Below are 1,301 nucleotides of genomic sequence, written 5' to 3' on the forward strand. Positions count from 1 at the left end.
CGGTCAATCTACATTTAAGCCTTGGTAAGGTTCCTCGCGTATCATCGAATTAAACCACATGCTCCACCGCTTGTGCGGGCCCCCGTCAATTCCTTTGAGTTTCATTCTTGCGAACGTACTCCCCAGGTGGGATACTTATCACTTTCGCTTAGCCACTGAGATTGCTCCCAACAGCTAGTATCCATCGTTTACGGCGTGGACTACCAGGGTATCTAATCCTGTTCGCTACCCACGCTTTCGTCCATCAGCGTCAATCAATTAGTAGTAACCTGCCTTCGCAATTGGTATTCCATGTAATCTCTAAGCATTTCACCGCTACACTACATATTCTAGTTACTTCCTAATAATTCAAGCCTTACAGTATCAATGGCCGTTTCCCCGTTGAGCGGGGAGATTTCACCACTGACTTATAAAGCCGCCTACGGACCCTTTAAACCCAATGATTCCGGATAACGCTTGGATCCTCCGTATTACCGCGGCTGCTGGCACGGAGTTAGCCGATCCTTATTCTTACGATACCGTCAAGACTCTACACGTAGAGTGGTTTCTTCTCGTATAAAAGCAGTTTACAATCCATAGGACCGTCATCCTGCACGCGGCATGGCTGGATCAGAGTTGCCTCCATTGTCCAATATTCCTCACTGCTGCCTCCCGTAGGAGTCTGGTCCGTGTCTCAGTACCAGTGTGGGGGATCTCCCTCTCAGGACCCCTACCCATCGTAGTCTTGGTAAGCCGTTACCTTACCAACTAACTAATGGGACGCATGCTCATCTTTTACCGTTGTGACTTTAATTATAAAATGATGCCATTCTATAATACCATGCGGTATTAATCCAAATTTCTCTGGGCTATCCCGCTGTAAAAGGTAGATTGCATACGCGTTACGCACCCGTGCGCCGGTCTCTAATTCCGAAGAACTATACCCCTCGACTTGCATGTGTTAAGCCTGCCGCTAGCGTTCATCCTGAGCCAGGATCAAACTCTTCATCGTATATTGTGTGCTTAAATAAAATCTAAGCTAGTTATTATGCGACTCCAATTCTATCGGTTTTTTCAAATCTCTCGATTCTATTACTCTTATTCTTTTGTCACGCTTGTTAGCGTGACGGCTGTCAATTCAATATGTCTAGGAACGTGTTCTTCTTAATTTTTTAAACTGAATTTATTTCAGTTTCTCGTCTCAATTAACACACATAATGTGTCTCTCAAGGCGGGTGCAAAAGTACAACCTCTTTTTAAATCTCACAAGGCTTTTTGAAAAGTTTTTAGAAAATAAATTTTCTCCGCTTTTCAAGTGATAA

1 rRNA gene is annotated in these 1,301 nt (G+C 44.3%); it reads right to left on the reverse strand.

Features of this window, described 5'->3' with window-relative positions:
* Nucleotides 1-991: ribosomal RNA gene (locus RCH19_RS14715) — 16S ribosomal RNA — on the reverse strand; the annotation flags it as partial.
* Nucleotides 992-1,301: the final 310 nt, after the last annotated feature.

The organism is Flavobacterium sp. PL12, from assembly GCF_039123485.1.
Classification (GTDB): domain Bacteria; phylum Bacteroidota; class Bacteroidia; order Flavobacteriales; family Flavobacteriaceae; genus Flavobacterium; species Flavobacterium weaverense.